General features: G+C 66.8%; 22 protein-coding genes, 1 tRNA gene and 1 pseudogene. 13 read left to right on the top strand and 11 right to left on the bottom strand.

Annotated elements, in window-relative coordinates; all coding sequences use genetic code 11:
* The first annotated feature begins 750 nt into the window (after positions 1-750).
* Positions 751-3,189, top strand: coding sequence for a xanthine dehydrogenase family protein molybdopterin-binding subunit (locus WC815_02215; protein MFA5907569.1), 2,439 nt, complete (start codon positions 751-753; stop codon positions 3,187-3,189).
* Positions 3,190-3,209: 20 nt separating this feature from the next.
* Here the strand turns inward: WC815_02215 and WC815_02220 are convergent, their stop codons facing one another.
* The gene (locus WC815_02220; protein MFA5907570.1) at positions 3,210-3,950 is read right to left on the bottom strand and encodes a hypothetical protein; all 741 of its coding nucleotides are present in this window, start codon (positions 3,948-3,950) and stop codon (positions 3,210-3,212) included.
* Positions 3,951-4,075: 125 nt separating this feature from the next.
* Here WC815_02220 and WC815_02225 point away from each other — a divergent pair, with 125 nt between their 5' ends.
* The 4 genes from WC815_02225 (at position 4,076) to WC815_02240 (ending at position 8,479) form a co-directional block, all read left to right on the top strand.
* On the top strand, positions 4,076-5,545 hold the full coding sequence (locus tag WC815_02225; protein ID MFA5907571.1) for a hypothetical protein: 1,470 nt from the start codon (positions 4,076-4,078) through the stop codon (positions 5,543-5,545).
* An 8-nt stretch (positions 5,546-5,553) separates the two neighbouring features.
* Positions 5,554-5,685 (top strand): hypothetical protein, encoded by a 132-nt coding sequence (locus tag WC815_02230; GenBank protein ID MFA5907572.1) that lies wholly within the window; start codon positions 5,554-5,556, stop codon positions 5,683-5,685.
* Entirely contained in the window at positions 5,685-7,667 is a 1,983-nt protein-coding gene (locus WC815_02235) for a PQQ-binding-like beta-propeller repeat protein (GenBank protein MFA5907573.1), read from the top strand. Before WC815_02230 ends, WC815_02235 begins: the two co-directional genes overlap by 1 nt.
* 107 nt (positions 7,668-7,774) lie before the next feature.
* Complete coding sequence (locus WC815_02240; GenBank protein MFA5907574.1) at positions 7,775-8,479, top strand: MBL fold metallo-hydrolase; 705 nt, start codon at positions 7,775-7,777, stop codon at positions 8,477-8,479.
* A gap of 92 nt (positions 8,480-8,571) precedes the next feature.
* Here the strand turns inward: WC815_02240 and WC815_02245 are convergent.
* The 3 genes from WC815_02245 to surE all read right to left on the bottom strand — a co-directional run bounded on the left by WC815_02245 (position 8,572) and on the right by surE (position 10,604).
* Positions 8,572-8,648 (bottom strand) — tRNA-Pro (locus tag WC815_02245).
* 81 nt (positions 8,649-8,729) lie between these two features.
* Positions 8,730-9,851: a hypothetical protein gene (locus tag WC815_02250; protein MFA5907575.1), complete on the bottom strand. Its 1,122-nt coding sequence runs from the start codon at positions 9,849-9,851 to the stop codon at positions 8,730-8,732.
* A gap of 15 nt (positions 9,852-9,866) precedes the next feature.
* Positions 9,867-10,604: a 5'/3'-nucleotidase SurE gene (gene surE, locus WC815_02255; protein ID MFA5907576.1), complete on the bottom strand. Its 738-nt coding sequence runs from the start codon at positions 10,602-10,604 to the stop codon at positions 9,867-9,869.
* A gap of 48 nt (positions 10,605-10,652) precedes the next feature.
* On the opposite strand from surE, the gene WC815_02260 reads away from it, so the two are divergent.
* Both WC815_02260 and WC815_02265 read left to right on the top strand, forming a co-directional pair.
* Positions 10,653-11,081, top strand: coding sequence for an NfeD family protein (locus WC815_02260; protein MFA5907577.1), 429 nt, complete (start codon positions 10,653-10,655; stop codon positions 11,079-11,081).
* A 43-nt stretch (positions 11,082-11,124) separates the two neighbouring features.
* Positions 11,125-12,045: a stomatin-like protein gene (locus WC815_02265; protein ID MFA5907578.1), complete on the top strand. Its 921-nt coding sequence runs from the start codon at positions 11,125-11,127 to the stop codon at positions 12,043-12,045.
* On the opposite strand, the gene WC815_02270 is transcribed toward WC815_02265, so the two are convergent.
* Both WC815_02270 and WC815_02275 read right to left on the bottom strand, forming a co-directional pair.
* Entirely contained in the window at positions 11,998-13,188 is a 1,191-nt protein-coding gene (locus WC815_02270) for an MFS transporter (GenBank protein MFA5907579.1), read from the bottom strand. The genes WC815_02265 and WC815_02270 overlap by 48 nt on opposite strands.
* 27 nt (positions 13,189-13,215) lie before the next feature.
* Positions 13,216-13,611, bottom strand: coding sequence for a Rid family detoxifying hydrolase (locus WC815_02275; GenBank protein ID MFA5907580.1), 396 nt, complete (start codon positions 13,609-13,611; stop codon positions 13,216-13,218).
* A gap of 21 nt (positions 13,612-13,632) precedes the next feature.
* Between WC815_02275 and truA the strand changes: the two genes are divergently transcribed.
* Together truA and WC815_02285 are read left to right on the top strand one after the other, a co-directional pair.
* Positions 13,633-14,520: a tRNA pseudouridine(38-40) synthase TruA gene (truA, locus tag WC815_02280; GenBank protein ID MFA5907581.1), complete on the top strand. Its 888-nt coding sequence runs from the start codon at positions 13,633-13,635 to the stop codon at positions 14,518-14,520.
* 287 nt (positions 14,521-14,807) lie between these two features.
* Positions 14,808-15,806 carry a WYL domain-containing protein gene (locus tag WC815_02285; protein MFA5907582.1) on the top strand — a complete coding sequence of 333 codons (999 nt, stop codon included), beginning with the start codon at positions 14,808-14,810 and terminating at the stop codon, positions 15,804-15,806.
* Here the strand turns inward: WC815_02285 and WC815_02290 are convergent.
* Genes WC815_02290 through WC815_02310 form a run of 5 tightly spaced genes read right to left on the bottom strand, consistent with a single transcriptional unit; the run spans position 15,788 to position 20,060 of the window.
* Complete coding sequence (locus tag WC815_02290; GenBank protein ID MFA5907583.1) at positions 15,788-16,489, bottom strand: peptidoglycan DD-metalloendopeptidase family protein; 702 nt, start codon at positions 16,487-16,489, stop codon at positions 15,788-15,790. The two genes, WC815_02285 and WC815_02290, sit on opposite strands and share 19 nt — an antisense overlap.
* Positions 16,490-16,504: 15 nt before the next feature.
* Positions 16,505-17,422 (bottom strand): DUF2785 domain-containing protein, encoded by a 918-nt coding sequence (locus WC815_02295; GenBank protein MFA5907584.1) that lies wholly within the window; start codon positions 17,420-17,422, stop codon positions 16,505-16,507.
* A 4-nt stretch (positions 17,423-17,426) separates the two neighbouring features.
* Positions 17,427-18,689 carry a serine hydrolase domain-containing protein gene (locus WC815_02300; protein MFA5907585.1) on the bottom strand — a complete coding sequence of 421 codons (1,263 nt, stop codon included), beginning with the start codon at positions 18,687-18,689 and terminating at the stop codon, positions 17,427-17,429.
* A 28-nt stretch (positions 18,690-18,717) separates the two neighbouring features.
* On the bottom strand, positions 18,718-19,671 hold the full coding sequence (locus tag WC815_02305) for a S41 family peptidase (GenBank protein ID MFA5907586.1): 954 nt from the start codon (positions 19,669-19,671) through the stop codon (positions 18,718-18,720).
* A complete protein-coding gene (locus WC815_02310; protein ID MFA5907587.1) occupies positions 19,668-20,060 on the bottom strand; it encodes a Rid family hydrolase in 393 nt (130 codons plus the stop codon). Before WC815_02310 ends, WC815_02305 begins: the two co-directional genes overlap by 4 nt.
* 56 nt (positions 20,061-20,116) lie before the next feature.
* Here WC815_02310 and WC815_02315 point away from each other — a divergent pair.
* The 4 genes and pseudogenes from WC815_02315 (at position 20,117) to WC815_02330 (ending at position 22,421) form a co-directional block, all read left to right on the top strand.
* Positions 20,117-20,725, top strand: a pseudogene (locus WC815_02315) (sigma-70 family RNA polymerase sigma factor).
* Positions 20,722-20,973: a zf-HC2 domain-containing protein gene (locus WC815_02320; GenBank protein MFA5907588.1), complete on the top strand. Its 252-nt coding sequence runs from the start codon at positions 20,722-20,724 to the stop codon at positions 20,971-20,973. Before WC815_02315 ends, WC815_02320 begins: the two are co-directional and overlap by 4 nt.
* A gap of 81 nt (positions 20,974-21,054) precedes the next feature.
* Positions 21,055-21,408, top strand: coding sequence for a MerR family transcriptional regulator (locus WC815_02325; GenBank protein ID MFA5907589.1), 354 nt, complete (start codon positions 21,055-21,057; stop codon positions 21,406-21,408).
* A 2-nt stretch (positions 21,409-21,410) separates the two neighbouring features.
* Entirely contained in the window at positions 21,411-22,421 is a 1,011-nt protein-coding gene (locus WC815_02330; protein ID MFA5907590.1) for a DnaJ C-terminal domain-containing protein, read from the top strand.
* Positions 22,422-22,426 lie beyond the last annotated feature (5 nt).

The raw sequence follows: 22,426 nt of genomic DNA on the forward strand, positions 1-22,426 counted from the left end.
AGGGCCACGCCGAATATTAGCACGGTAATCAGGGGGTGCCGTTGGTCCTTGCCACCTTCGCCGGCTTCCGGGACGGCGATGGCCATGAGCGACCGCGACGATCAAGACGCGCGTGCGCTCGACGCGGTAGACCACTCCAAAGGGATATCGCCGCAACAAGTGGCGACGCGTTCCGTGGTCGTACGGTGACCACGCGTTGGGCAACAGATGAATAGCCGACTCCGCCTCGGCGAGTTCAGCCTCGAAGCCCGCCGCCGCCGTGGCGCTGCGAGTGGCATACCACTCCGCCGCTGTCGCCGCTTCGACGACGGCCTCTTCGAGATACCCAAGGTCGAGGGCCACGCTGGGCTGCCGCGTGAATGCGCCGACGGGCTTCCGACCACGGCACGGTGGTCGCCGTGCCGGCGTCGACGCGATCGAGGCGCGCCCGAATCTCTGCAGACCAGGCAGCTTCGGCCTCGGCGTCCACCTCGTGCTCGAGGCTCTGAATCAATTCGCCGGCGAGCGCCGCGCGCTCTTCGTCCGAAAGACGGAGCGCCTCAGCGAGAAGTTGCCTCGAATCCATAGGCGATGATTAGCACTTCCCCCGAGCTTGGCCAGTGGATCTGGCTAACCTGTGGATCGAGGATTGGCCGCAGCCACCCGCCGCCATCGGTATAATCAGCGCGCTCAAGTTCGATTCCCAGTCGGTCCGCTGGAAACCGGACGCAAGGCGTGGTCCGGCTGAAGCCGGACGCTACAGGAGGCGCAATGGCAGAGCGGCTTGTTGGCAGCAACTACGTCACGCCCGACATCGTGGCCAAGGTCACCGGCCGCGCCCGCTACGCCGAAGACTTCCGCGCCGACGGCATGCTCTTCTGCAAGCTGATGCTCAGCGAGCGTCCCCATTCGCGCGTGCTGCGCATCGACACCCGCCGCGCCATGGCCCTGCCGGGCGTGCGCGCCATCATCACCGCGGACGATGTGCCGAAGCTCGGCGGGACCGCCGAGCACTGCCTGACCAACGAGCCGCTCTACGCCGGCGAGCCGATCCTGGCCGTCGCCGCGATCAGTGAAGAGATCGCCGCCGATGCCATCGACCTGATCCGTCTCGAGGTCGAACCCCTGCCCTTCGTGACCGATCCCATTGAGAGCCTTCGTCCGGATGGCCCCGACGCGCGCACCGACGGCAACGTGTGGGCCTCCGCCGCGCCGGCCCCCGGCCAGCCGCCTCGCCCGGTGATCCAGCGGCTCAAGTGGACCGAGGCGGAGTTCGCGGACGCCGCCGAGGGCCGCATGCCGATGGGCAAGGCGATGGAGGAATGGGCATTCGGCGATCTCGATGCCGCATTCACGGGCGCCGACCTCGTCCTCGACGAGACCTTCATCGTCCCCTCGACCGGGCATCACCCGCTCGAGACGCGCAGCGCCCTGGCGTTCTGGCAGAACGGCAAGCTGCACCTCCACTGCTCCACCCAAAGCGTGGTGCGCACGGTGGACTCGGTGGCGCGCTGGGTCGGCATCGAGCCGAAAGACCTGGTGCTGGTGTCCGAGTACACCGGCGGCGGGTTCGGCAGCAAGGGCGGCGGCGCGGTGTCGATGGCCATTCCGGCGTTGCTGTCGAAGAAGGCCAACGCGCCGGTGATGATGCGCATCAGCCGCGAGGAAGAGAGCTACATCGGCCGGGCCCGGACCAACATGGCGGGCCGCGCCAAGGTGGGCTTCGCCAAGGACGGCCGCATTCTTGCCCTCGACCTGTTCATCATCCAGGACAGCGGCCCCTACGGCCCGATGGGCGATCACCGATCCGCCGGAAACGCGGCGTCGCTGATCTATCAACCGGTGGCCATGCGGTGGCGCGCCGTGAACGTGGTGACCAACACGCCGCCGCGCACGCAGCAGCGGTCGCCCGGCCCGATGCAGGCCAACGGCATCATCGAGGGCGTGATCACGAAGGCGGCGAAGCAACTCGGCCTCGACCAGGTCGCGATCCGCCGCATGAACTCGCCCGAGGGCAAGGCTCTCTACGGCCCTGCCGACGCGAAGGGCGGGCGCCGGCACATTACCAGCGCATTCGTGAAAGAGGCACTCGATCGCGGCGTCGAGCTGTTCGACTGGAACACGCGCGTGGCGCGAGCCGGCCAGCGCCACGGATCGAAGGTCCGCGGCGTCGGCGTGGCGATTGGCCCACACGGCGCCGGCTCGATCGGCTATGACGGCCTCATGACCATTCGGCCCGACGGCAAGTTGTACGTGCAGTCGGGCGTGGGCAATCTCGGCACGCACTCGGTGATCGATCTCGCGCGCGTGGCGGCCGACGTCCTCGAGATGCCGTGGGAGAAGGTCGAGGTCCACTGGGGCGACACCAGCAAGGGCCTGCCGTGGACGTGCATGTCGGTGGGCAGCCAGACCACGCACGCCATGACGCGCGCCAATCACGCCGGCGCGATGGACGCCAGGCGGAAGCTGCAGGAGATCGCGGCGAAGGACCTGGGCGGCTCCCCAGACGATTACATGCTGGGCAACGAGCGCGTCTTCCGCACAGGCACTCCCGCGCGTGGGCTCACGTATGCGCAGGCGGCGCGGCGGGCCATCGAACTGGGCGGCCGCTACGACGGCCACGAGTTGCCGGACGACATTCACGCGGTCACCAAGGGGGCCGCGGCCATCAACGTCGGCGTCGGGCTGATGGGCGTGGCGAAAGACGTGTATCCCCGCGACGGCGATACCTATTCGTTCGTCGCCGGCTTCGCCGAGGTGGAAGTGGATGTCGAAACCGGCGTGGTCCGGCTGGTGGACTTCCTCAGCGTCGGCGACGTCGGCACTGTCGTGAACCCGCGCAGCCTGACCGCGCAGCTGAACGGCGGGTGCTGCCTCGGGATCGCGCACGCCATGTACCAGAAGCTGGTTTACGACCCTCACTACGGCCTGTCGCTGGCGCGCCGGTTCCACTACAACAAGCCCATGACGATCCTCGACATTCCCCACATGCGGGCCGAGGCGCTGAACATCGCCGATCCCGAGACGCCCGTAGGCGCGCGCGGCGTGGGCGAGCCGCCGGTCGGCGCCGGCTTCGGCGCGGTGCTGAACGCGATTGCGGATGCCGTTGGCGTCGACGCCTTCCGCCGCGCGCCGGTGACGTCAGACGTGGTGCTGATGTCGCTCACGCACGGCAAGCGGATGCACGAGCCGCTGCAGGCGCATATTTAGGACTCGTCCTTCGCTCTCGCTCAGGGCCCGGCCTTGACGTTGACCCGCGTGCGTTCGGTGAACTCCGAATCCGTCGCCGTGAGCTCCAACTCGTACACGCCTGCCGCGGAGAACGTCGCCTTCGTGCGTGCGGCGCCCGGAATCGTGAACGTCACCGTGCCGGGACCCTTCAGCATCTTCCACTCGACGACCAGGCCCTTGCCTCTCGGTAGTCCCTCGTCGTGCGCGCTGCCGAACAGGTTGAGTTCTTCGTTGAGCGCGACCGTCAGCACGGGCGGGTTGTTCGGCCGCGCCGTGACGCCGAGCACGCGCACCGTCGGCGGCCGGTTCAGGCAGACGCCCCGCGGGACCTTGGCGTAATCGATCTTCGACAACGCCGGCGCGCCCTCCACGAGGTTCCAGTTGGACTGGAGCATGCGCTCGCTGGTGCCGGTCGTGGTGCCGGCGTAGCCGAGCGTCCACTTCATCTTGCCGTCGAACTCGGGGCCCACCACCATCACGCACTGGAAGCGCCAATGGCCCGGCTTGAAGGTGATCGGCTGCATCCGGTCGCCCGGGGTCGGCGCGAATGAGTTGGCGGGGCCGGGCGGGATGGTCACGACGTCGGCGTTATGGCTGAAGTAGGCAAACGACAGGGTGAAGCTACCGTCGGGGTTCTTGAGAAAGCCGTCGTAGGCCGGGTAGATCGGCTGGTTCTGTTGGGCGTGCGCCACCGTTGCCAGTGCCAGGACCGCCGCCAACACGCTTGTTCTCGCGATCATCGTGATCCTCCGGCACCCCTGGAAGGGGTGCCCTACAGGTACCGGGCGCGTGAGTCGTAGGGCACCCCTTTATGGGGTGCCGCGTGAGTTCCGCGGTGCTAGAGTATGCCCCACAGGGAGGCCAGATGGTCACCGTTCGTCAGCTTGCCGGCGCTTCAGGGTTCGTGCTTGCCACGGCCCTGCTGTTATCCACACAGCCCGTGACCTACGCGCAGGCACAAGCCGCCGCGCCGGGGCCCACGTTCAACAAGGACGTGCTCCCCCTCCTGCAGCGGTCGTGTCAGAGCTGCCACCGGCCGGGCACGCACGCGCCGATGTCGCTGCTGACCTACCGCGACGCGCGGCCGTGGGCGCGCGCCATCAAGCAGAAGGTCACCAGCCGCGAGATGCCGCCCTGGCACATCGACCGCAGCATTGGCGAGTACCTCGAGGATCCGTCGTTGAGCGACCGCGAGGTCGAGGTGATTGCCGCCTGGGTGGACAAGGGCGCGGTTGAAGGCCGCGCGTCGGATGCGCCTCCGGCAAAAGTGTTCTTGCCCGACACCGAATGGACCTACGGTCAGCCCGACCTGATTGTCCGCATGGGGAAGGGCTTCAAGATTCCGGCCGAGGGGCCCGACTTCATTCCGGAAGAGCACGTCGATCCCGGCCTCACCGAAGACCGCTACGTGAAATGGGTTCAGATCATTCCTGACGCGCACCGTGCCGTCCACCACGCGCACGTCTACGTCGATCACCCGGAAGGCGTTGATACCGACGGGCTGAACCTGGGCATGGGCTCCAACGTCGGTAACTCACTGGATCTGATCGAGTACGGCGCCGGCAACGACGCCGACGTGTTTCCGGACGGCACGGCGAAGATCCTGAAGAAGGGCGCGCAGTTCCGGTTCGAGGCCCACTATCACCCTTACGGCGAAGAGACCTTTGATCGCATGCGCGTGGGCATCAAGTTCTACCCCAAGGGCGTGGTGCCGTCGCGTGTCGTGACGTCGCACCGCATCCGCACTGGTGTCGGCAACGACTGGGTGCTCAACCGCGAGCGCATCGAAGACCTGTTGCTGCGCGCCGGCCACAAGCTGTCGATCGACGAGCCGTCGATGCCGACCGGTGCGCTGATTGCCGAGAACCCGCTGCACGCCGCCGCGCTCCTCAGCATCCCGCCCAACTCGGTGGTGCAGCACGAGCGCTTCTGGCCGCTGCCGAAGCCGGCGCTGATCATCAGCTTCCAGCCGCACATGCATTTCCGCGGCTCCAAGTTGTACCTCGAAGCCATTCATCCGGACGGCCGCCGAGAGGTGCTGACCAGCGCCACGCACTACGAGCAGAACTGGCAGATCACCTACAAGTACAAGACGCCGCATCTCTTCCCCGCCGGCACCATCCTGCACACGGTGTCGACGCACGACAACACCGCCAACAACAAGCACAACCCCGACCCGACCGCGTGGATCGGCTGGGGCAGCCGGACGATGGACGAGATGGGACATGGGTGGACGGACGTCGCCTTCTTGACCGACGCGCAGTATCAGGAAGAGCTCGCCAAGCGGAAGGCGCAACGGAAGACCGCCACGACCGAGGCGCGCCAACAACAGTAGGAGTTGTCATGACGACGAGCAGGCTGCGTGCAAGCTTGATGGCCGTAGGTGTCGCGGCGTCGATCGCCTCAATCAGTGCCAGGCAACCGGCGGCCAAAGTGCTGAAGCTGCCACTGCGGTCGGATCCGCTGGCGAAGTGATGCCCGCTTCCGCGCTTCGCGCTTCGGCGAGGCAGGCTCTGGCCGTCATCGGTGTGGCGCTGCTGTCGGTTGGCTTGGGCGCGCAGTATGGCACCACCGGCGGCGAGTGGCGTACATGGGGTGGCGACCTCGGTGTCACCCGATACGCGCCCCTCGATCAGATTGACGCCACCAACTTCAGCAAGCTCGAAGTGGCCTGGCGCTTCCGCACGGAGAATCTCGGGAGCCGCCCTGATTTCAACCTGCAGACCACGCCGTTGATGATTGGCGGCGTGCTCTACGCCACCGCCGGCGAGCATCGCAACGCGGTCGCGCTCAACGCCGCGACCGGCGAGATGCTGTGGCTGCATCGGCTCGAAGAAGGTCAGCGCGCGCTGCGCTCGTCGCGACGCCTGTCCGGCCGCGGCGTCGGTTACTGGACCGACGGCAAGGGCGACGAGCGCGTGTTCTACGTCACCATTGGCTACCAGTTGGTCGGCCTCGACGCGAAGACCGGTCACCCGCTCAAGGACTTTGGCATCAACGGCGTCGTCGATCTGAAGAAGGACGCGGACCAGGATCTCGATCCGATCGAGGGCGAGATCGCGTGGAACGGCGCGCCGGTGGTGGCGAAGAACGTGGTGCTGGTGGGCGCCGCCCATCGCGCCGGGTCGGTGCCGCGCAGCCGGAAGAACGCCAAGGGCTACATCCGCGCCTATGATGCGCGCACCGGCAAGCGCCTGTGGATCTTCCACACCATCCCGATCTCCGGTGAGTTCGGCAACGACACCTGGCACGAAGGCTCCTGGGAGTACACCGGCAACACCGGCGTGTGGACCCAGATGACGGTCGATGAACAGTTGGGCATCGCCTACCTGCCGGTCGAGATTCCCACCGGCGATTACTTTGGCGGTCATCGCCCCGGCAACAACCTGTTTGGGGAAAGCCTGCTTGCGGTCGATCTGCAGACCGGCAAACGCATCTGGCACTACCAGCTCGTGCACCACCCGATCTGGGACTACGACATTCCGTGCGCGCCCATTCTCGTCGACATCACGGTGAACGGCCGCAAGATCGCGGCGGTTGCGCAGCCCACCAAGCAGGGCTTCGTCTACGTGTTCGATCGCAAGACCGGCGAGCCGGTGTGGCCGATCGAAGAGCGTCCGGTCGAGAAAGGCACGGTGCCGCGTGAGTGGTACTCGCCGACGCAGCCCTTCCCCACCAAGCCGCCGGCGTTCGAACGCCAGGGCTTCCTCGAAGACTACGTCGTCGATTTCACGCCCGAGATCAAGGCCGAAGCGCTATCGCTGGTTGCGAAATACAAGACCGGTCCGCTGTTCACGCCGCCGATCGTGCGTGGCGAGAACGGCAAGGAGGGATTGCTCTTCATCCCGAACGGCGCCAACTGGCCGGGTGGCTCGTTCGACCCAGAGACCGGGATGCTGTACGTCTATTCCCACACGCTGGTCCGCGTGCTGTCGATGGTTAACGATCCCAAGCGGTCCGACATGGCATACATCAGCGCCGGCAGCGCGTCCGAGGATGGCGGCGGCGGACTGTCGGTGAACGGGATCCCCATCGTGAAGCCACCCTGGGGCCGCATCACCGCGATTGATCTCAACAAGGGCGAGATCGCGTGGCAGATCGCGCACGGCGAGACACCAGACGCCATCAAGAACCACCCAGCGCTCAAAGGGCTTAACATTCCGCGCACGGGGCGGCCGGGCGGCGCCGGTGGTAGCTCTGGCGGCATCGGGACGCTGGTCACCAAGACGCTGCTCATTTCCGGCGAGGGCGGCACCGTGGCCATGCCCGGCGGCCAGCGCGGCGCCATGCTGCGCGCGTACGACAAGAAGACGGGGACCGAAGTAGGCGCGGTCGCCATGCCCGGTGCGCAAACCGGCTCGCCCATGACCTACATGTTCGGCGGCAAGCAGTACATCGTCGTCGCGGCGAGCAGCTCGATCCGGCCCGGCGAGTTGATCGCCTACAGGTTGCCCTGATGCGCACAGGAGTTCAAGAGTTTGAAACAGGAGTTCAGGAGATCAGAAGAAATGTATTGGCGTCTCCTATTCTCCTGATCTCCTGTCTAGTCCTTCTACTCTCCTGTGTGGCTGTGGCGGCCGCGGATCGATATGCCGGGATCGAGATCACGCCATTCGTGCACTCGTCCATCCAGTTCGAGTATGCGGGCAAGGTCATCCACGTCGATCCCTGGAGCGTCAGCGACCTGTCGAAGGCGAAGCCCGCCGATCTGATCCTGATCACGGACGACGTGGGCCATCACCTCGATGTGAAGGCCATCGCGCGCGTGCGAAAGCCGGGCGCGCCGGTGGTGATTGCGGCCAATGGCCTCAAGCAGGTGCCCGACGGCATCGTCATGAACAACGGCGAGGCCAGGCAGTTCGGGAGCTTCCGCGTCGAGGCGGTGGGCGCCTACGACATCAAGCCCGGCGATCCGTATCACCCGAAGGGCGAGGCCAACGGCTACCTCATCACCGTGGGCGGCAAGCGCATTTACGTGGCCGGCGTCACCGAGTGCGTGCCGGAAGTGAAGGCCGTGAAGAACGTGGACGTGGCGTTCTTCCCGCTGAACCTGCCGCTCGCCCGCATGGAACCCGCCGCGGCCATCGACTGCCTTGCCGCGATGGCGCCCAAGGTCGTGTATCCGTATCACTACGATCAGGAATGGGTGCGCCCCGTGCCGGTGGGCGGTTCAAGGCCGGTGCCGACGACCCGAGGGCTCCAGGAACTGAAGACGGCGCTCACCAGGCTCAAGATCGATGTTCGGTTCGCGGACTGGTATCCGAGATAAAGGTGCCGAGGTGCTTGCGGGCCTGGTTCGCTTCGACCTGGGGCTTCCGTACGTGCGAAAGGCCCGGTATACCCGGGCCTTCCTGGAAGAATTGGTCGGGGCGAAAGGATTCGAACCTTCGACCTCTCGGTCCCGAACCGAGCGCTCTACCAAGCTGAGCCACGCCCCGACTTGAGACAGCATACTCCATTGCCCGCCAAAAGGCACCAAAACTAAGTTGCCGCCCTTCTGGCACGGCCAACGGTAGCGGCTAACGCTCGAACTCGATCATCCGCTCCGACTTGCCCGTCATGAAGAAGCGGGCGCGCTTGCCGGCCAGGCGGTCCGTGCCGGAGCCGGCTTCGGTGCCGATTGCCTGCGGGTACCATTGCCCGCCGTTCAGGATCTTCGCTGGCGCCGACCACGCCCGCGGGTCCGCTGCCGTCGGCGAGAACGACACGTAGATCCCGTCCTGGCCGAACTGATCGTCTTTCGCGCGGTTCAACAGCATTACGTACTGCTCGAGATACGTATTCCAGTGGACCGACGCGCCCCAGAACACGTCGTTGGCGGACGACCGGTCGTGGAACGGCCGGCTGGCCTTCACCAGCGGAGTGCCGGCCGGGTAGGTGAACGGCGCGAACTCGTCCGGCCGCGCGGCAGGGAGCCATGCGCCGTCGTTCCAGATGGTCAACTTCCCCACCGGCGCGTCACGATCCGCCCACGCCATCCTCGCCACCGCGACACCTTGCCCGGCAGCGTCGCGTGAGTACTGGCTGAAGTAGAGATAAAGATCCTGGCCGTTGGCGTCGAGCACCGCCGTGACGTCGCCGACGCCGCCAAGCACGAACCGGTTCGCGGAATCGCACGCTTCGCTCCCCGGCGGCGCATCGAGCACAATGCCGAGGTCTTCCCAGGTGCCGCCCTGGTCGGTGGACTTCATGGCGCCAATGCGCGGCAACTGCCGCTCCGGCCGTCCGCAGAGATCCGCGGGACGCTCGTGGTGGTAGAACCCATACCACGTGCCGATGTCGTCAGGGACGATCGCCTCCATCCAAACGCCATCGCCAGGATGCGAACTGAACGCGACGGGATCGCCGCGGTGAAGGGTTTCGAGGCTGGTGCCCGCGGACCGCACCGGCACGCCGCCCCAGGACGTAATCACGAACAACCGGTTGACGCCGTCCACCAGCGACCACACCATCGGGTTGCTGGAGTCGATTTCGCCAGGCAGGTCGAACTTCGAGGCCGACACCAGCCGCGCCGTCGGCGTGCGCGTTGATTGGGCCTGGAGTGGCGACCACAGGAGCAAGGCCGCGCCAAGCACGGCGGCCGCGCCGTGGCACCATCCCGGCCAGCGGTTCCCTCCCGACCAGCGGTTCCCTCCCGACAAGCAGTGCCCTCCCGTCTATTTCAGCCCACTGACCAGCTTCTCGAGCATCTCGTAGGCGGTCATGTCGGGCTGCAGCGGCGTGACCGAGGCGTAACCATCCATCACGGCTTCGTAGTCCGACCGGCCGCTGTCGGGATGGTACTCGTCGAGGGCTTCTTCGATCCAGTAGTACGGGTTGCCGCGCGGATCGGTGCGCGAGTCGATCTGCGTCACGTGATTGCGCTTCGCCTGTGTCGTCACGCGCAGGCCCTTGGGCGTGCCCGTGGGCACGTTGATGTTCAGGAAGGTCCGCGACGGAATGCCGTGGGCCAGCACGTACTTCGCGACCGTGGCCGCGGCCGCCGCCGACGGGCCAAAGTCGTAGGTGGGTGTGCGCCGGAGCGACACCGCAATGCCGGGCGCGCCGAGCAGGGCCGCCTCGAGCGCGCCGGAGACGGTGCCCGAATAGGTGATGTCGTCGCCGAGGTTCCAGCCCTTGTTGATGCCTGACACCACCAAGTCCGGCAACCGCTTGAGGATGATCTCGCAGCCGATGTTGACGCAGTCGGTCGGCGTGCCGTCCACGGCAAACACGCCGTCGCGGACGGTCTCGATGCGGAGCGGCCGCCGCAGCGTCAGCGCGTGGCCGATGGCGCTCGCCTCCTGCAGGGGCCCGACCACCACGACGTCCCCCAGGGGCTTCATCGCCTCGGCGAGGGCGTGAATGCCCTCCGACTGCACTCCGTCGTCATTGGTAACCAGAATCAAGGGCATGGAACCACCGATCATACCAGTCCGTCGAACCTAGATATAATCGCGCACATGGAATGGTGGCTGTGGCTCGCCGGCGGTCTTGCGTTGGTGGTGGCCGAGCTGGTCACTCCCAGCGGCTTCTTCATCATCTTCTTCGGCATTGGCGCCCTCGCCGTGGGCGTGCTGGCCGCGCTCGGCGCCGTCCAATCCATCTGGATGCAGGGCCTGCTGTTCAGCGTCCTGTCCGTCATTTCGCTGCTGATCTTCCGCGGCCGGCTGAAGACGACGTTCCAGGCCCCTCCGCCGCCCTCGATTGACTCGTTCGTCGGCGTGCTCGCGGTGGTCCAGGAGTACCTGGCGCCCGGCGCGGTCGGACGGGTCGAGGTGCGTGGCGCGTCGTGGAGCGCCCGCAACACCAGCGAGGCGACGCTCGTTCCCGGTCAACGCGCCAAGGTGGCTGGCATCGACGGCCTGTTGCTCACGGTAGTTCCCGAATAATTCCGGCCGCCCATGAAGGGCGGCCCTACATGGAGTGCCCGAAATGGAAGGCGGCCTGTTCGTCATCGTCCTGCTCGCGGTCATCACGCTGGTCATCCTGGCCAAGACCGCGATCGTCGTCCCGCAGCAGAGCGCGTTCGTGGTCGAGCGGCTGGGCCGCTTCGCCGGCGTGCTCGACGCGGGGTTCCACATCCTCGTGCCGTTCATCGACGTCATCCGCTACCGGCACTCGCTCAAGGAAATGGCGCTCGACATCCCGGCGCAGATTTGCATCACGCGCGACAACGTGCAGGTGCAGGTGGATGGCGTGCTCTACCTCAAGGTGCTGAATCCGGAACGAACCTCGTACGGCATCACCGACTACATGTTTGCGATTTCGCAGCTCGCACAGACCACGCTGCGTAGCGAAGTGGGCAAGATCGATCTGGATCGCACGTTCGAAGAGCGCACCAACATCAACATCTCGGTGGTCGCCGAACTCGACAAGGCCACCGAGCCGTGGGGCGTCAAGGTGTTGCGCTACGAAGTGAAGAGCATCACGCCGCCGGCCGACATCCTGGCCGCGATGGAAAAGCAGATGCGCGCCGAGCGCGAAAAGCGAGCGGTGATTCTCACCTCGGAAGGCCAGCGCGACGCCGCCATCAACTCGGCGGAAGGCGAAAAGCAGCAGGTGATCAAGGCGTCGGAAGCGCGGCGCCAGCAGCAGATCAACGAGGCCGAAGGCCAGGCCTCGGCCATTCTCGCGGTGGCGACGGCCAATGCCGAAGGCATCAAGCGGGTCGCCGCGGCCACGCAGGCGGCCGGCGGCGCCGAGGCGATTCAGTTGAAGGTGGCCGAGCAGTACATCGCCGAGTTCGGCAAGGTCATCAACAACGCCGACACCATCATCCTGCCGTCGAACCTCGGCGACGTGGCGTCAATGATCACGACGGCCATGAATGTCGTGAACCAGGGCAAGAAGTAGCGCCGCCGTCAGGGCCAGGGCCGCGCCGGTCATGAACGCGACCGGCGCGCCGAAGGTCTGCCAGAGCAATCCAAAGAACAGGCCCGCCGCCAGGGCGCCAAAGCCCTGGACGGCCGCGTGCCACCCAAACGCGGTGGCGCGCATCGCGTCCGGCACGAGGTCCGCGATGAGGGCCTTCTCACTGCCCTCCACGGCCGCGGCGTAGACGCTGTAGACCAGAAACCACGCGATCAGCGCCCCGACCGAATGGCTCATCGCGAAGCCCGCGTAGACCACCGCGTAGATGGTCCAGCCCGAGACGATGAGCGCGCGCCGACCGAAGCGGTCCGACAGCGCGCCGCCCCGCATCGACAGCAGCGCCTTCACTGCGTGCTGAGCGCTCCAGAGAGCCGTGAGCCCCATCAACGGAACGCCGGATTGCGACAACTGCAACAGCAGAAACGCGTCGGAAGAGTTGCCGAGGGTGAACACCGACAGGATTACCAAGTACTTCTTCAGCGGCTTCGGCAACGGTGCTGAAGTGCTGAGGTGCTCGAGTGCTGCGGTGCTGGGGTGCTGAGGTGCGAGAGTGCTCGGCGTTTCTGGGACGCGGAGCAGGGTCAGCACGGCGAGCAAACCCGGGATGATCGTCAGGCCGAACAGCAGGCGGTAGTTGTCGGGCGCGAACCAGAGGAAGACCGTGGCGAGCAGCGGGCCGATCGACGCGCCCGCATGGTCCATGCCCCAGTGATACCCGAACACGCGGCCACGCTGGCCCGGCGGCGCCAGCGACGCCAGCATCGCGTCGCGCGGCGCGCCGCGCAGGCCCTTCCCCACCCGGTCGGTCACGCGCACGACGAACACGTGCCCCCACGACGTGGCCAGCGCGACGAACGGCCGGACCAGCGACGACAGCGCGTAGCCCGCCACAACGATCGGCTTGCGCGCGCCCAGGCGGTCGGACCAGCGTCCGGCGAACACCTTGAGCGCGCTGCTGGTGGCGTCGGCGGCGCCTTCAATGATGCCCAGGGTGATCGGCGGGCCTCCCAGCACTTGCGTGACAAAGACGGGAAGGAGCGGATACACGGCCTCGGTGGCCGCGTCGGTGAGCAGGCTCACCCACCCGAGCAGCTTGACGGGGCGCGGAAGCGGCGTGATTCTCAAGATCTAGCGGCCTGCCCTGAGCGAGTCCTAACGATCGGGGCGATAGGCAATGCAGTCGATTTCGACCCTTAGACCTTCGCCCGGAAGGCCGGCGGCCTGGATCGTGGTGCGGGCCGGCCGATGCTCGCCGAACATCCGCGAGTAGACCCCGTTCATCTGCTGAAACTCCTTCATGTCGAGCAGGAACACGCCGCAGCGAAGCACGTGCTGGAGGTCCGAGCCGCCGGCCCTGAGGATGGCCTGCACGTTCTTGAGGCACTGCTCGGTCTGCGCCTCGACGCCGGCGCCGGCCAGCTCGCCGGTAACGGGGTCGGTGGCGCCCTGGCCCGACACGAAGATCAGGCGCTCGAAATTCATGCCCGGCGAGTACGGGCCTACCGGTTTCGGAAGATTTGTGGCGTGAACGGGCTTGTGAATCGACATGCGGCATTATCATGAAGGCTCGTGCCGAGATACAAGCTCACGATTGAATATGCCGGGACGCGCTACAGCGGATGGCAGAAGCAGAAGAACGCCCGCACCGTCCAGGGTGAGATTGAACGCGCCGTTGGCGAACTGACGCGCGACAAGACCTTCGAGTTCATGGGCTCGGGCCGCACCGACGCCGGGGTGCACGCGCTGCGGCAGGTCGCACACCTCGACATCCGCAAGCCGCTGCCGGCCGAAACCATCCGCCGCGGCATCAACGACACGCTGCCGGCCGACATCCACATCCTGGCGGTCGACACGGTGCCGCACCGCTTCCACGCCCGCCACGGCGCGGTGGCGCGCAGCTACGTCTACCAGGTGTCGCGGCGGCGCAGTGCCTTCGCCAAGCCGTTTGTCTGGTGGGTGCGCGAGCCGCTCGACGTGGAGCGCATGCGCGCGGCGGCCGCGCGGTTCACCGGGATGCACGACTTTCAGGCCTTCAGCGACGACGACCCCGAGGAGAAGTCCACCGAGGTGTTGGTCGAAGAGGTCACGGTCGGTGAAGACGGCGACCTCATCCTGATCCGGGTGGCCGGCTCGCACTTCATCTGGAAGATGGTGCGGCGCATGGTCGGCGTGCTGGCCGAGATCGGCAAGGGCGGCATGGCCGTGGAGGACATCGGCGTCTTGTTGGCGCCTCCTCGCGACCCGGTCCGGCTAACCACCTCCGCCAAGGCTTCCGCCTCCGCCAAGGCTACGGCGGACAAGCCGGCGGTCAAGAGGCCGGACGCCACATCCCGCCCTACGCCGGCGGAGCTTACCGCGCCGGCATCAGGCCTGTTTCTAGAGCGAGTGTTCTACGAGGGCGACGGGCGGCAATGGCCGCTACGTCCCGCTGTGGCGGTGCCGTCTGCGCGCGAGTGATGTAGCGCTGGTAGCACTTGTAGCAGAGTGCGTAGTAGGGGTCCCACTTCGCGATGCCTTCCTGCCGGAAGAGGCTGCGGCGGTTCTCGCAGTGCTGGCAAACCTTCCGGGCGGCTGGCGCGGGTTGGCGGAAACGAATGCGAATTGTCATAACCACACCCTATTTGGCGCGCGTGACAGATCAGGTCAACCGGGTCACCGTTGCGTTCCATGGCACGCTCCTGCCTACTAATGCATACGTCGTGCCGCGCCCCAAAGTTCGAATCCTGGCCTGATTTCAGATCCCCATGGAACGCCATACCGAAATAGTCCGCCAGTGGCGCATCCTGCTGGCGCTCGAGGGCAAGGCCCGGGGGCTGACCCTGGCCGAAGCCCAGGCTGCCGTCGGTGAGGGCGTATCGGAGCGGACCATCCGACGGGATTTCGAGGCCCTGACCCAGGCCGGCTTCCCGATTGAAACCACCAAGCGCGATGGCAAGACGGCGTTCACCCTCAACCGGGACGTCTTCAAGGGCGTGGCTGCCGCCGGTTTCTCGCTGTCGGAACTGTGCGCGCTCTACCTCAGTCGAACCGTCCTCTCGGCGGTCACCGGCGGGCCGTTCCAAGACAGCCTGGCCTCCGCGTTCGACAAGCTGTACGAGGCGCTGCCGCCGGCACTGTGGAAGTTCATTGAGAGCCTGCCCGCCGCGCTCGGCGCCAAGGAACACGCGTCGCGGCCCCTGGCGAGCGGGTCGGCCACCAAGTCGATGGACACGCTGATGTCGGCCATTCTGGGCCGCCGCCGCGTGCGCATGCGCTACCACTCCTTCTCCAGCAAGAAGCTCAAGGACTACATTGTCGAACCCTACCGGCTGGCCTACGCGCAAGGCGGGTTGTACCTGCAGGCCTTCGTGCCCGACTACGCCGAGATGCGGACCTTCGCGGTGCAGCGCATCGAGCAGGCGGTGGCGCTCGAAGAGAGTTTCAGTCCCGTGGCCGACTCCCCCGCCGACGTGTTCCCGCACTCCCTCGGCGCGTTCTCGGGGACCCCGGAGCCCGTGGTCATCGAGTTCACCGCCGCCGAGGCGCCCTACGTTCGCGAGCGGCAATGGCACGCGTCGCAGGCGATCGACGAACTGCCGGACGGACGCATCCGCCTGACGCTCAACGTGGTGCTCGACTGGGAACTGCAGGCGTGGGTGATGGGGTTTGGACCGGCGGCCCGGGTCATCACCCCCAAGGCGTTTGCCGATCGCATTCTCGACAGCCTCGAAGAGACGCGCGCGACTTACCTCAGGACCTTGTAGGGATCGATCGGCATCCCCTGCCACCACTGCTTCTGATCGGTCATCTGGAAGATGGCGAAGTGCAGGTGCGGCGTATCAGGCGGCGCATTGCCCGAGGTCCCGACGTAGCCGAGCACGTCGCCGCGTCTCACGCGATCGCCGTCTTTCAACCCATCCACGTACCGCTGCAGGTGCGCGTAGTAATACACGTAAATGTTGGTGGGATCGAACTGGTACACGGTGATGCCGCCGGCCTCGCTGTTGAACAACCGGGCGATGGTGCCGTCTTCGACAGCGATCACGGGTGTATGACGGGCCGCCAGCATGTCGATGGCCTCGTGCTGCCGGGATGCACCGCGCTCCTCGTTGAACGAGTCGCGCACGTCCTCCCGCCTGGCGCCCTGGATCGGCAATTCGAGATGACGCCCGCGCAGGACCTCGACCGGATCCGCGGACACGGAGGGAACGGCCGCAGCGGTCTGCGCCGGCGGCGTCACCGCGGGCGGTGTCTCCGGCGGGCTCGGCCGCACCGCAACCACGGGCGGCTCAACCCGGCCCGCCGCTTCCGCGCGCCGGTCCGCGCTGGCCCATGGGCCGGCCGGGAACACGGTGAACAGCGCGGCCATCACGAGCATGCCGATCAGGAACCCGCCGGCGGCGGCGAACACCATCCACGAATACGCCGGCGACCCCTTTGTTGTCATTCGATGCCCATCGCGTCAGGGCAGCAGCTTCAAGCCGTCGCGAACCGGCGGGAGCAGTTGCCGGACGCCGGTATTTTCGCTGGGGCTCGCGCCGGCGAACACGCTCAGCAGGAACGCGCGCGTGTTGTGCCGTCTGGCCAGGCCAGCCTCCGACGAGAACGCCGCCTCCCACGAGTCGAGTGGCGCCGGCGAGAGGACCTTCGCAAACCACGCCTTCCACTCGTCGTCGGTGTGAAGTCCCCGCTGCGCGATGAACAGGACCGGGCGCGCCAGGCGGTCGGGTTCCCCCGCGTGATAGGCGACGGTCTGCCGAGGTGCGACTTGCTCGGCAATCGCGATCAGCAGGCGATCGAGGTGGGCCTTGTTGACCGAGGGGTTGAGCGCGAGTTGCAGGGCGAAGTCGGCGCCGTGGGCGACGCCGTGACGAAAGCCTTCGGTGTCGCTGAAGGCGCGGTAGTCCTTGACGTCCAGCAGGAAGTCGGCGGCGGCCAGCACCAGCGCGTCGCGTTCGCCTGGCGACATCCAGGGGGTGATGCGGTCGGTGCGCGCGACCTCGGCCATGACGAGCGCCGCAAACGGCGCGCGAAAGCCCTGCGCATCGCCGCCGGCCAGCATCGGCATCAGTGTGTCGCGCAAACGAACCAGCGTCGGGCGATCGAGCTGGCCCGCGCGCATCCAGACAGACAGTGCTTCGAACGCGACGCCATCGCGCAGTTGTGGATTGGGATCACCCAGACAAGCGGTCAGGGCGAGGGCAAGGGACTGTCGCTCGTTGGCGTCGGCGACGGCGAACTTCGCCGTCTTGAGCGCGGTCAGGCGGGCCAACGGCCATGCCTCCGGCGGGCACGTCAGCGCGACCGGTTGAGCCGCCGCCGGCGCCACCAGCATGGCGCTAAACGCAATCGCCGCGATGACCCGCTGTGGGTTGCGCATGCGGTTACTGGACGATGGACTGGGTGATGGCGGCCTTGAAGCGCTGCCGCAGACCGTCCGGACTGGCCGGCACGTTCTGGGAGAACAGCAGCACGACGAGCTGCTTCGCGGGATCGATGGCGAAAAACGTCCCGGCGGAGCCGTCCCAGCCGTACTCCCCGGTCGAGGTGAGGTAGCCGCGCGCGCTCGGCGTGACCACCACGTCGACGTTGCCGAGGCCCCAGCCCATGGCGCCGCCGCGCTGCTGCAGCACGGGCGCCGAGAGGCCGTTGGCCGTCATCGACTCCACGGTCCTGGCGCTGAGCAGCCGCACGCCGTCGAGCTCGCCCCGGTTCAGGAGCATCTGGCAGAAGCGGAGAAAATCCGGTGCGGTCGACACCAGGCCGACCGCGCCCTCGACCAGCGCCGGGCGCTTCGTGAACGGCACTTCTTCTTCGATCTCGAAGGGCGTGAGCCCACCGGTTGGCGCCACACGGTAGACCGTGGCGAGGCGCGCCTGCGCCTCGCCTTCCACCCAGAACGACGTGTCGTTCATCTCGAGCGGCTTGAGGATGCGATCGGTGACGAACGCGTCGAAGGGCTTACCCGACCACACTTCCACGAGACGGCCCAGCACCGTCGTGCCCTCGCTGTAGCGGAAGCGGGTGCCCGGGTCTTCCATCAACGGTGCTCGCGTGATGTTGGTGACGAACTGCGGCAACGCCTGCGTTCGCACGCGCACCTGCCGGGCGAGATACAGGTCCGACGACCGGTGGCTCAGTCCGGACGTGTGCAGCAGGAGGTCTTCAATCGTGATCGCCCGCGACGGCTTGCGCGACCCCTCGGGCGTCTGCACCATCACGTTCTTGAACTCCGGCAAGTACGCCGATACCGCATCAGTGAGACGGAACTTCCCTGCCTCGTGCAGCATCATCACCGCGACGGCGGTCACCGCCTTCGTCTGGGAGTAGATGCGAAAGAGGGAGCGCTCGGTCATCGGCGTGCGCATCTCCACGCTTTGCAGGCCGACCGGCTCGAGGTAGGCGATCTTGCCCTGGCGCGCGACCAGGCCGACCGCGCCGGCAATCTTGCGATCGCTGACGGCCTGCCGCAGCACGGCGGTGGCGTTCTGGAGGCGCTCGGCCGACATGCCGACCGAATCGGGTGTGGCGCGCGGGGTCGGTTGGCTTGCCCACCGAAGCTCTGAGAGCGAAGGTGGGACCGCGGCCAACAGGCCGGTGGCGAGGGCGAGGCCGCACAGGGTCAGGGCGCTGGCGTAATTGAACATCGTGGTTCGCATTCTATGGTGCCACGGGCTATGGCTGCTTGATCGCGGCGAGGGCGCGCGTGTGGGCTTCGGTCAAGGCGTCGGTGGCCGGTACCTTGATGTCCGGCGTCACGCCGTTCCCTTCCCAATTCCGGCGACTGAGAATGGTCAGTAACTGGCCGTTGGGGACTGTGATCTCGAACAGATCGTTCACCGGGTACGGGCGGCCCGGGTTCGCCGCGCCGGCGGTGGATTCGCCGATCACCACAGCGCGTTTGAGATCCTGGAGCAGAAAGGCCAGCCCTTCCCCACCCGAGAAGGAATTCTTCGAGGTCAGGACGAACACAGGGCGCTTGCCGTCGCGCCACGCCAGCGTATCGGCGACGGTTGCGTAGACTTCGCGGGTGCCGGTCCTTGGGATGACTTCGAACAACGGCTTGCCCGGTTCCTCGAACAGGTAGCTCATGAGCAGGGCCACGGTACCCGGCGAGCCGCCACCGTTGTTGCGCATGTCGAGGATCAAGGCCGCCGCCGGTTGCAGCAGCTTCATCGCCGCGGCGAGCGCGTCCCGGTGCTCCACCGGACGGAGGAAGTACGCCATGTCCAGCAGCCCGATGTTGCCGGGCAGGACCTCCGTTCGCCGAAAGCCCGCCGTCGTTGGCACATCACGTTGTGCCGGCGATGAACCTGTCGCGCTCGAGGGCCTGACAACCTGCACGGCGACGTGCTTGTCTCGGGTCACGTCATAGAGGTCGTGTGTCAGCAACTCAGCGAGTTCTTGTGGCGTTGCCGCCTTCGCGTAGCGCCCGCCGGCCAGGGCCGACGTCAGCGCTAACCGCACGGCGCCCGTGAGCGGGATGTCGAAGTACTCGCGGCTGAAGACGTCCACGACGCCCGTGACCGTGGGCGCGATCAGCCCGGGGGCGAGCGAGGCCGGCTGCGCCCCCCAGAGCGCGACGCCAACACACCATGTAGTGAACACGGCCGCCGCAAGGCGCCTCATTCCCGAGTCACCGCCGTGAGGTTCATCGTCAGGAGCACGCCAAGCTTGGGCAAATCGTTCACGCCGATGGCCGTGCGAGCCGGCCGATGGTCGCCCATGCGTTCCGCATAGGCCTGGTTCATGGCGTCGAAGTCCTTCATGTCGCGCAGGAACACGTTGACGTGGATGACATGGGCGAGGTCCGATCCCACCGACTCGAGCATCACGCGGAATGAATCGAGAATCTGCCGGGTCTGCGAGGCGACGTCGGGCCCTGCCAGCTCGCCGGTGGCCGGGTCAATCCCGGCGGTGCCGCCAATCGTGATCCACTGCCCGACTTTGCTGATGTGGCTGTACGGGCCGATGGGCCACGGCGTGCCCGGCGGCGTGGACGTGCTCACTTGTGACATGCGGACGGCCTGCCTTCCAGAGGGATTGAATGCGACCGTATGATACGCTCCGACCGATGGGCAGCGCGACACCTGTGGACGATGAGACTACCCTCATCGCTCAGCTCCGCGCCGGCGACGAGTCCGCGTACGAGCAAGTGGTGCGGACTTACGGCGGGCGGTTGCTGGCCGTGACCCGTCGCATCCTCGCCTCAGACGAAGACGCCCGCGATGTCGTCCAGGACGCCTTCCTCAACGCCTTCAAGAGCCTGGACCGTTTCGAAGGGAACTCCAAGCTCTCCACCTGGCTGCACCGCATTGCCGTGAACGCCGCCCTGATGAAGCTGCGGACGCGAAAGCGCAAGCCCGAGCAGTCGATCGAAACCCTGCTGCCGGCGTTCCTCGACGACGGCCATCACGAAGAGCGATTCAAGAGCTGGGACTAGCCGGTCGATGTAGCCATGGAACGGGCCGAGACCCGGAACCTGGTGCGGCAGAAGATCGACGAGTTGCCGGAGGGCTACCGTACCGTTCTCGTCCTGCGCGACATCGAAGGATTAGACACCGAGGAAACCGCCAACATGCTTGGGTTGTCCGTGAACGCCGCCAAGATTCGGCTCCACCGCGCCCGGCAGGCGCTCCGGACCATGCTGGCGCCACATTTCCGGAGGGACGGCGCGTCATGAAATGCCGCGAGCTGGCCGACTTCCTGATGGACTACGTGAGCGGCGAGCTCCCGGAGGAGAACCGCGCGCACTTCGAGCTGCACCTCTCGCGGTGCCGCAACTGCCACGAGTACCTGGCGCAGTACGAGAGCACGGTCAAGGCCGGCCGCATCGCTTGCGGTGAGATGAGCGACGAGCTGCCCGACAACGTCCCCGAGGACCTGGTCAAGGCCGTCCTCGCCGCCCGCAAGCTCGACCCCTCCAGCTAACCGCCCGGCACGCCAGGCACCTTAGGCACTCTAGGCACCTTCCGAGTTGACACGCCCCGTATCAAGTCCTACACTTGATCTGTGTCAACTTCAGAGCTGATCTTCATCTCCGTTGCCGCGCGCATGCTGAACATGCACCCGCAAACGCTGCGCAAGTACGAGCGGCTCGGGCTGGTGCGGCCGGCGCGCACGGTGGGCAGCATGCGGCTCTACTCGCACGACGAAATCGAGCGGCTGCGCTTCATCAAGCGGCTGGTGGATGACGCCGGCGTCAACCTCGCCGGCGTGCAGCAACTGCTGTCGGTCGCCGAGGCGATGCAGCGCATCCGCCCCCTGATGCGGCCGGGCGCGCTGCAGCGGGACGCGACGCGCCGGCGCCTGCTGCGTGAAATGGATCAACTGTCTGCCCTGCTGGGCCTGGACGCCGAGGGCTAGTCGTGGACTTCAAGGATTACTACACCACGCTCGGCATCGCCAAGACCGCCACCGAGAAGGAGATCAAGCAGGCCTTCCGGAAGCTGGCGCGAAAGTATCACCCGGACGTCAACGCCAGCGACAAGGGCGCCGAGGCGAAGTTCAAGGAAGTGAACGAAGCCAACGAAGTACTGAGCGACCCCGTCAAGCGGAAGAAGTACGACGAGCTGGGCGCCAACTGGCGCGCCTACGAGAACGCGCCGCCCGGCGCCGGCAGCCCGTATGGTGCCGGCAGTCCGTTCGGGGGCGGAGCCGGTGGTGGCGGGTTTCGGAACATGACCGAGGACGAGGTGTCCGAGATGTTCGGCGGCGGGGACGCCCCGTTCTCCGACTTCTTCACCACCTTCTTCGGCGGCATGGGCGGCGAAGACCAGGGGGCCGGGGCGCGCGGCGGCCGCGGCCGGTCGCGCGGCCGGAAGGGGCAGGATGTCGAGCACCCCTTCGAGCTGGACCTCGAAACCGCGTTGCGCGGCAGCGTCCAGCGGCTGCAACTGCGCCACGACGGTCACGCGCGATCGGTCGAGGTGCGCATCCCCGCCGGCGTCACCGACGGTTCGCGGGTGCGGGTCAGCGGTGAAGGCGGCCGCGGCACCGGCAGCGGGCCGAGCGGCGACCTCTTCCTGCGCGTGCAGCTGAAGCCGCATCCGGTGTTCGAGGTGAAGGGGCGCGACGTCTACACCAAGACCCGGGTGCCGGTGCCGACGGCGGTGCTCGGCGGCGAGGTTGACGTGCTGACGCCGGAGGCGAAGACGCTGCGGCTGAAGGTGCCCGCTGGGACGCAGAGCGGCCAGCGCTTCCGCCTGAGAGGCCATGGCTGGCCGACGGTCGGGAAACCAGACGAACGCGGCGACCTGTATGCGAATGTCGAAGTGGAGATTCCGAAGGCGTTGAGCGAGGAAGAGCGCGGGTTGTACGAGTCGCTCCGCGCGGCCGGTGCGTCGAGCCAGAGGGCGACCGCCAAGAGCGAAGGCTGAGGGAC

This window comes from Vicinamibacterales bacterium (assembly GCA_041659285.1).
GTDB lineage: Bacteria > Acidobacteriota > Vicinamibacteria > Vicinamibacterales > UBA2999 > 12-FULL-67-14b.

Coding starts and splice junctions, on each gene's coding strand:
- WC815_02215 (MFA5907569.1), top strand. CDS start 751: ATGGCAGAGCGGCTTGTTGGCAGCAACTACGTCACGCCCGACATCGTG.
- WC815_02220 (MFA5907570.1), bottom strand. CDS start 3,950: ATGATCGCGAGAACAAGCGTGTTGGCGGCGGTCCTGGCACTGGCAACG.
- WC815_02225 (MFA5907571.1), top strand. CDS start 4,076: ATGGTCACCGTTCGTCAGCTTGCCGGCGCTTCAGGGTTCGTGCTTGCC.
- WC815_02230 (MFA5907572.1), top strand. CDS start 5,554: ATGACGACGAGCAGGCTGCGTGCAAGCTTGATGGCCGTAGGTGTCGCG.
- WC815_02235 (MFA5907573.1), top strand. CDS start 5,685: ATGCCCGCTTCCGCGCTTCGCGCTTCGGCGAGGCAGGCTCTGGCCGTC.
- surE (MFA5907576.1), bottom strand. CDS start 10,604: ATGCCCTTGATTCTGGTTACCAATGACGACGGAGTGCAGTCGGAGGGC.
- WC815_02260 (MFA5907577.1), top strand. CDS start 10,653: ATGGAATGGTGGCTGTGGCTCGCCGGCGGTCTTGCGTTGGTGGTGGCC.
- WC815_02265 (MFA5907578.1), top strand. CDS start 11,125: ATGGAAGGCGGCCTGTTCGTCATCGTCCTGCTCGCGGTCATCACGCTG.
- WC815_02275 (MFA5907580.1), bottom strand. CDS start 13,611: ATGTCGATTCACAAGCCCGTTCACGCCACAAATCTTCCGAAACCGGTA.
- WC815_02285 (MFA5907582.1), top strand. CDS start 14,808: ATGGAACGCCATACCGAAATAGTCCGCCAGTGGCGCATCCTGCTGGCG.
- WC815_02290 (MFA5907583.1), bottom strand. CDS start 16,489: ATGACAACAAAGGGGTCGCCGGCGTATTCGTGGATGGTGTTCGCCGCC.
- WC815_02295 (MFA5907584.1), bottom strand. CDS start 17,422: ATGCGCAACCCACAGCGGGTCATCGCGGCGATTGCGTTTAGCGCCATG.
- WC815_02300 (MFA5907585.1), bottom strand. CDS start 18,689: ATGTTCAATTACGCCAGCGCCCTGACCCTGTGCGGCCTCGCCCTCGCC.
- WC815_02305 (MFA5907586.1), bottom strand. CDS start 19,671: ATGAGGCGCCTTGCGGCGGCCGTGTTCACTACATGGTGTGTTGGCGTC.
- WC815_02310 (MFA5907587.1), bottom strand. CDS start 20,060: ATGTCACAAGTGAGCACGTCCACGCCGCCGGGCACGCCGTGGCCCATC.
- WC815_02320 (MFA5907588.1), top strand. CDS start 20,722: ATGAAATGCCGCGAGCTGGCCGACTTCCTGATGGACTACGTGAGCGGC.